The 7,879-nt window shown below is 34.8% G+C and carries 6 protein-coding genes and 1 pseudogene; 5 read left to right on the top strand and 2 right to left on the bottom strand.

The genetic code is table 11. The features are described from left to right. The 4 genes and pseudogenes from FJR38_RS18735 to FJR38_RS18720 form a co-directional block, all read left to right on the top strand. Positions 1-298: pseudogene (locus tag FJR38_RS18735) on the top strand (hypothetical protein); the annotation flags it as partial. A 710-nt stretch (positions 299-1,008) separates the two neighbouring features. Next, on the top strand, positions 1,009-2,733 hold the full coding sequence (locus FJR38_RS18730) for a ShlB/FhaC/HecB family hemolysin secretion/activation protein (protein ID WP_168538718.1): 1,725 nt from the start codon (positions 1,009-1,011) through the stop codon (positions 2,731-2,733). Positions 2,734-2,741: 8 nt separating this feature from the next. Next, entirely contained in the window at positions 2,742-3,566 is an 825-nt protein-coding gene (locus FJR38_RS18725) for a CemA family protein (protein ID WP_371418243.1), read from the top strand. 176 nt (positions 3,567-3,742) lie between these two features. Beyond that, the gene (locus tag FJR38_RS18720) at positions 3,743-5,014 is read left to right on the top strand and encodes a hypothetical protein (RefSeq protein ID WP_168538716.1); all 1,272 of its coding nucleotides are present in this window, start codon (positions 3,743-3,745) and stop codon (positions 5,012-5,014) included. Between the two features lie 115 nt (positions 5,015-5,129). On the opposite strand, the gene FJR38_RS18715 is transcribed toward FJR38_RS18720, so the two are convergent. Beyond that, complete coding sequence (locus tag FJR38_RS18715) at positions 5,130-5,837, bottom strand: molybdopterin-dependent oxidoreductase (protein WP_168538714.1); 708 nt, start codon at positions 5,835-5,837, stop codon at positions 5,130-5,132. Positions 5,838-5,897: 60 nt separating this feature from the next. Beyond that, positions 5,898-6,491, bottom strand: a complete 594-nt coding sequence (locus tag FJR38_RS18710; protein ID WP_168491032.1) for a cytochrome b/b6 domain-containing protein — start codon at positions 6,489-6,491, stop codon at positions 5,898-5,900. Positions 6,492-6,827: 336 nt separating this feature from the next. On the opposite strand from FJR38_RS18710, the gene FJR38_RS18705 reads away from it, so the two are divergent. Continuing rightward, positions 6,828-7,879 (top strand): HAMP domain-containing protein (locus FJR38_RS18705; RefSeq protein WP_168538969.1); only part of this gene is annotated, 1,052 nt, incomplete at its 3' end.

The raw sequence follows: 7,879 nt of genomic DNA, 5'->3' as shown, positions 1-7,879 counted from the left end.
CTTTAGCATTGTCGGACGAGGTGGATTACCATCTAATCCTCATAATTTATTGACTGATACAACTCCTTTAGTAGATTTGGTAGATGTATCTAGTGATAATGAAAAAAATAAACAAGATATAACACCAGTTGTTCTTAATAATCAGTCTGTTAATATCACAAATCGGGTAATTCAGCAAGCACAAGGATGGACTATATCAGATGATGGTAAAGTAATTTTGACAGCAGAAGCACCCAACGCAATACTGCAAAGTTCTGTGTTAAATAAACCAGGTTGTCAAGTTTCTACTACAAGATAGGGATAATCAGTTTTGTGATCCATATTTTCACCAAATTGAAAAAATTTAATTTGACATTATTAGGACTTACGCAAAACAGAACGGAAGTAGGGGTAATTCATGAATTACCCCTACGCAAGAATCAGGTTTTGAGTTCAATCTTGCGTAAGTAGGTAGGTGGGAAAACTTATAACTATGTCATTGCGAGTGGAACGGAGTGGAACGCAGCAATCCCAAGAGTTTTGGGTAATTTACAGTTCGTTACATAGTTGGGTTGATTAGCATCTACCTACTTAAGTCCTAATTATATAAATATATTGCTGAGTCATGGTTTTAACGTATGCTTACGTACACATGACATATCCTTAGTACATGAAGTACACCCTCCTCATAAACCTAAAATTTGCTGTATATATAGAAAATTAGGATTTTGCAGTTAATTATCAATAAGTTTGTCTTGATAATTAACTGCAATAGTGCTAGTATCTGTATGTAAAATTACTGAACTATCTTAATCATTCTTTTACAGTTTGATTAGTATGTATTTTCACAAAGAAGAATATACAGCACTTCCCGGTGTTATGTGGTACTAGTAATTCTATAGATTGGTAATTGAGTAAGTATTCCGAATTATTTTGGATTCTTTCTCCTGTATTTTTTGATGTGTTTCCGTCTATTAAAAAAAATAAAGGTGTTTGACAAAAATGAAAAATCAACTAAATTCAAAAAGAATGAAAAAGTTAAATTACAGAATATTTAATGCCTTATTTTTTTCTATAGATTTGATAATTTTTATTCCTAATCTGTTATTACCAACCTATGCCCAAATAATTACACCCACAGAACCGACAGTATTACCAACTCCTCAACCTTTACCAGAAATCCAGCCCTTACCACCTCTAGAAGAATTATTGCCAACACCAGGGCAAATTCCATCAATTCCTCAACCATCATTAGAGGAAATTCCTGGAACAATAACAGTTACACAATTTGAAGTTATTGGTAGCACTGTTTTCAGTCAAACAGAATTAGCAAAAGTATTAGAACCTTTTACTAAAAAACCTATTTCCTTTGCTGAATTGCTCAAAGCTCAGGAAGCTATTGGCCAACTATATGTACAATCTGGATATATTACATCTGGAGCATTTATACCTCCCCAGGAATTAAAAGATGGGGTAGTAAAAATTGAAGTGATTGAAGGTGAAGTTGAATCAATTAATATTACAGGTTTACAAAGATTAAAAGCTGGTTATCTTCGCAGTAGATTAGGATTAGCAACCAAAGCTCCTTTAAATCAAAATCGGTTGCTCCAGTCTTTACAAATGCTACAACTTGATCCTTTAATTGCTAATTTATCAGCAGAATTAGCAGCAGGTTCTCGTCCGGGAATAAGTACATTAGAAATTAAAGTCCGAGAGGCTAAAGCGTTTTCTACTCAGCTAAGTATTGATAATCAGCGATCGCCTAGTGTTGGTACTATCCGTCGTCAGTTGCAAGTTAATCATAATAATCTTTTAGGATTTGGCGATCGCTTCCATATCGGCTATGTTAATACCGATGGTAGTAACTCCCTCGATGATCTTAGTTATTCATTCCCTATCAATCCCGCCAATGGAACTATTAGTTTAAGCTATAGTCAGACTAATAGTAATATCATCGAACAGCCTTTTAATACATTAGATATTCAATCAGAATCTCGCAACTATCAACTCACCTATCGTCAACCCCTCAAGCAAACACCCAATGAAGAAATTAGCATAGGTTTAACAGCATCTCGACAAGAATCTCAAACCTCGCTTTTAAATATTCCTTTTCCTTTATCTATCGGTGCAAATGAGCAAGGTGAAACTAAAATTTCTGCTCTCCGATTTTTTCAAGAATATACTCAAAGAAACAGTCAACAAGTATTTGCTCTCCGTTCCCAATTTAGTCTAGGAATTAATGCTTTCAATTCCACTATTAATGATCAAGCACCTGATAGTCAATTTATAACATGGCGTGGACAAACTCAATATTTACGTTTATTAACACCAGATACAACCCTATTATTGCGTTCTGATTTACAATTAGCTGATCGTCCTCTAGTCCCCCTCGAACAATTAAGTATTGGTGGACAACAAAGCGTCAGAGGTTATCGGCAGGATCAACTATTGGCAGATAATGGCCTATTTGCATCCGCAGAGCTACGTACACCAATCCTGAAAATTCCTCAGTGGCAAACTACAGTTCAATTATCTCCCTTTTTCGATTTTGGTACAATTTGGAATCACTCTAATTCTGAAGTTGAAATTCTCAAAAAAACCTTATCATCTGTAGGTTTAGGTTTACGCTTCTTAGTTGGTAACAACTTTAACGCTAGAATTGATTGGGGTATACCTTTAGTTAATCTAAATACAACTGGAAATACATTACAAGAAAATGGTATTTATTTCACAGTTGAATATAAACCTTTTTAATTATTACTGTGAAGAAAAAACCACAACTATTTACATTCTTAAAAACTGGAATATTTCCTAAATCAATTGGTAGAACACTCAATAAAATTTTAGGCGATATATCTTGGAATGCAGACGAAGAATTTATCAAAAAAAATAAAATCTCTCGACAAGAAACAAGTATCGCCGTCAAATTTTTATTAATGCTGATTATTATTCCCCTTTTGACTCACCAATTATCTAAACGTATACTCATCATCCCCATACTAGAAGGAATTAGAAGTGAAAATACGACTCAAGTTTTTCTGAATAATGAAATGGAAGAAAAAGCAATTCATGACTTGAAAATCTTTGCAGCAAAACTAAAATTTAAAAGTCTTTTAACTTCAGCACCACAAATTTCTCCAGAATATATAGAATTGGAGATTAAAAATAAAGCTCTGTCACTGGCATCAGAATTTACCAAAAAAAGCACTAATGCTATTAGTAATATATTTGCTGATATCATATCATCAATTAGTTTTGCCTTAGTAATTTTCTTTAGTAAAAAAGATATTATTGCCGTTCAGAACTTTATTGATAAAATTGTTTATGGCTTAAGTGATAGTGCTAAAGCTTTTTTGATTATCTTATTTACAGATATATTTGTGGGTTTTCACTCACCACACGGGTGGGAAATTATTCTCGAAGGATTCGCAACCCACTTAGGTTTACCAGCTAGTAGAAATTACATATTTATCTTTATCGCTACATTTCCTGTAATTTTAGACACCATATTTAAATACTGGATATTCCGTTATCTTAGTCGCTTGTCACCTTCTGCATTAGCTACTTTGAAACAAATGGATGATTAATACTTTAAAAAAGCAGTCAGGAGTCAGAATTAATTAGCCATGGATTTTAATCCCCTACTAATTAAAGATCCCTGAATAATGATTTATTATCATCATCTAAATTGAGCATATTTCCCATTGTCACAAATTCTGAGAATGCTAGAATAGGGGATAATCTCTGTCGCTTTTGATAAACAATGCGTATCCTATCCAACAAAAAATTCCAAACTACAGTATTTATCACGCTCTTATTAGTGATTAGTTTTTTTCATAAACAGCCAATTCAACAACACCAGATTATAGATAATTTATCATTATCCCAAATTCAAAAACCTATTACATCCCCAATAGTAAATTCTCCAGTTGCAGAGTCTGATCATAAATTTACACAAGAACTAGCTAATATCAATACTAAAAATAATGAAAAATCAATATTTTATTCAGTCATTAATGAGTGGCAAAAATATCAATATAGTATCAAGTCTAATCAAGTATTAACTTCAAGTAAATTACCGAAGAGTCCAATAAATTTCAATCAAGCTGATTTATTAACTGTACTCACAAATACGAAAAACTATTTCCAACAATATTCTACAGAAGATCCGAATCTCCAACGGACAGGAATATTAGTAACTCAAGGAATCACTGTTAAAGATATTCTGAAAACATTAGATTTTATGATCACTGTTTTAGGAGAAGACATTGCTAATAATCGGACAACTCGGTTACAAGATCCCAATTTTATTAATGCCAATTTCCGCGTTATTAAATGGACTGCTCATAACCCAGAAAATACTAAACAAAAACAAGTACGAATTACAAAATATGCGGCTTTCATTCATTCTGGTTCTCGACAAAAAACCGCTAAATATAATATACCAATCTATGCTCTCAATGAAGAATTGAGCCAGGACAAATTTTACACCCAATATACTAAACAAGATGTTCTATCAGGTATTTATGAACCTGGAGGTAAAGAGTTTGGTAAAGTTAAACCTATTGCTTATGTAACTCGCAATGGTTTAGAAGCTGCACTCATGCAGGGAACAGTATTAGTTAATTTTACTGATGGAACTCAAGAGTTTTTGAATGTAGATAGAAATAATGGTATATCTTATGTTCGGGGATTAAAAGCAACTGCACAAAAACGTTACTGGTATTTTAAAAAGGTTGATGCAATTAAAGGCTATGGATATAAAATAGATGCAAAAATATCTATTAAACCAGGAGTAACTTTTGCTGGAGATGTTCTCAATGTTGGTTTAGGTAGAATAATTGTCATTGAAGATAATCAAGGTAAACAAAAACGTTTAAAAATGGGCGTAATTGCCGATACAGGTGGAGCATTTTTACCCAATCTTTATCAACTTGATTATTTAGCAGGAACTTTTGCTAGTGAAAGAGATTTTAATCGGTATATTCGGAAATTACCTGAATACACAAATGCTTACATTTTAGTGAAAAAATAAACATTATATATCGCCTTCTTCTTCCTTCTCCTGACTCTTGTAGGGGCGAAGCATTCGGGCGATTAATTATCAATTTTTGTTCAAGACTATTTTCCGAATGCTTCGCCCCTAAGACTTACAATCCTGCAAACCATTCATAACCCTGATCTTCCCAATAACCTTTAAAAATGGATAACTGGCTAGTTAGAGTAATTTGGATCACCCATTTACTTTGTTTATAACCAAGTTTAATGGGTGACGCTAAACGTAAAGGCGCACCATTTTCTATAGGCAAAGGTTCACCATTTTTCTGATAGGCTAATAAAGTTTGAGGGTGTAGGGCTGAAGCTATATCCCAACTTTCATAATAACCATCTGCTGATTGAAAAGAAGCATATTTAACCTGATTGTGAGGTTGAGCAAGGGCGATAATTTCCCGGAGACGAATGCCATGCCATTGAACAATAGCTGCCCATCCTTCTACACAAACATGACGAATAATCATAGAAGTGAGAGGTAAAGCTTGAATATCTGCCATACTCAAACTAAGGGGATTATTTACCTCACCATCAACAATTAAACGATATTTTTCTATATCAATAATCGGCGTAGATCGAAAGCTATTAACTATTAAATTATCTGGTTCAATTTGACTAGGTAAAAATTCTGGAACTAGTTTTTGGGGTTGAAATATTAATTCTTGGAATTTCTGATTTAGCGGTTCAGAAAGTGTCCCTACCAAATCTTCCAATGCCGGTGTACCACAACCACCAAGCAAAAAACTCAGACTCGATAAACCAGAAAGTTGTAAAAATTTTCTGCGTGTGAATTCATGATTATCCATTGTAACTCCTAAATTTCCAATACAAAAATACTTGATCACTCCTATTTACTGAGATATCATTTACCAAAACATAGATTCTGTAAGTGCATCTCCTCCTACTTTCTGTCCTAACTTCCAGTGAATCAAAACAAATATTACCACCATAGGTACAGAAGCAAAGTGAACAATTCTTAATGCTTGCCAACTGCCAAAAATATCAACTATCCAGGGAAATTGAGCAGGTTTATACATTCCTATGCCTGTAAATATTGCTAGTAATAAAATAGGAATAATTGCTGTATAGATAATTCGATGCCAAGCATAGTTTAAACGTTGGTTGTTTTGAGTTTTTTGTAATGCCTTGATGTCATTTGTCCCCACAAATCTATTTTTCCAGCGTCGGGTTACAAAAATATAAATTCCATAACAGAAGAGATTTATAGAAAATAGCCACATGGCCGCAAAATGCCAATGCCTCCCTCCAGCCAACCAACCACCTAAAGTAAAGAGGGGAAAAATATGTAGCCCATCACGTCCACCAAAAACAGGATTAGCATTATAAATTTGCAATCCACTGGTGAGCATAATAAATAAGCTGATGAGATTACAATAGTGGAAGATTTTTGCCCCGATGGCTTGGGTGGGTAACTTGCGTGGTGTTTCAGGATAAGTCATAGATAGAATCAGAAAAACTTAATTAAGTTATCAGTGTTTTGGGGAAAATTTACGCAGTTAGAACCTTGTTTACATTACAAAAGTAATAATATATTTGTAATTCAGTATTTCTGATTATTACGTATTTTACATTGTCATAGCCCCATTCCATGACCTTTATTTCAACCGAGTTTTCACGATTACTCCAAAAACATAGTTAAATTAGGAGAGAAGAGGTAAAGGAAAAACTATATTCTGTCACCTATTCCCTGTCCCCAGTCCCCAATCCTTGCACTTTTGGGAAATTAACTGTTTTTGGGATAGAAAAAAACGAACTACTAACAACTGTATTTTAAGATGCTGGCTCTTTTTGCAAATTTCCGAGATGAATTCGCTGCTGGTGCGTCAAAAGCGATCGCCAATTGGTGGTCCGAGTTCACCCTACAAACCAAACTCCTAGCCGTCGCTACCTTGATGGTTTCCTTGGTGATGAGTGGTCTGACTTTCTGGGCTATCAATACCATTCAGCAAGATGCCCGTCTCAATGACACTCGCTTTGGTCGTGACTTAGGATTGCTACTAGCTGCTAATGTAGCCCCCTTGATTGCCGATCACAATCTGACTGAAGTTGCTCAATTTTCCCAACGCTTTTACAGCAGCACATCTAGTGTGCGTTACATACTTTACGCTGATGAAACTGGGCAAATCTTTTTTGGTATCCCTTTTTGGGAAGCAGAGGTGGAAAACTCCCTCACTATTAAGCGCCGCATCCAACTACCAGAAGATTACCCTGGTAATGAAGATCAGCCAATGGTTAGGCAACACATGACCCCAGATGGGGCAGTTACCGATGTATTTGTTCCCTTAATAGTCAATAAAAAATATTTAGGTGTTTTAGCGGTTGGTATTAATCCCAACCAAACCGCAGTCATATCTACTAATTTCACCCGTGATGTGACGATCGCTGTCTTTATCACAATTTGGGTTATGGTGATTTTAGCCGGAGTAATTAATGCTTTAACTATTACTAAACCCATTAAAGAATTGTTAGTAGGTGTCAAACAAATTGCCGCCGGTAATTTTAAGCAACGAATAGATATACCTCTAGGTGGTGAACTCGGAGAACTAATTCTCAGCTTTAATGAAATGGCAGAACGTCTAGAACGTTATGAAGAACAAAATATTGAAGAATTAACCGCCGAAAAAGCTAAATTAGAAACCTTAGTTTCCACTATTGCTGATGGTGCAGTCTTGATTGATAATAATATGCAAGTAATATTAGTCAATCCCACAGCCAGACGCATTTTTGGTTGGGAAGGAGTTGATGTTGTGGGTGGTAACATCTTGCACCATTTACCCCAAAGTGTACAAATGGAAATCTCCCGCACCTTATATGAAATGGCCGCAGG

The organism is Anabaena sp. UHCC 0253 (genome assembly GCF_009712085.1).
Taxonomy (GTDB): domain Bacteria; phylum Cyanobacteriota; class Cyanobacteriia; order Cyanobacteriales; family Nostocaceae; genus Dolichospermum.
This window is presented reverse-complemented; position numbering and strand designations above follow the sequence as displayed.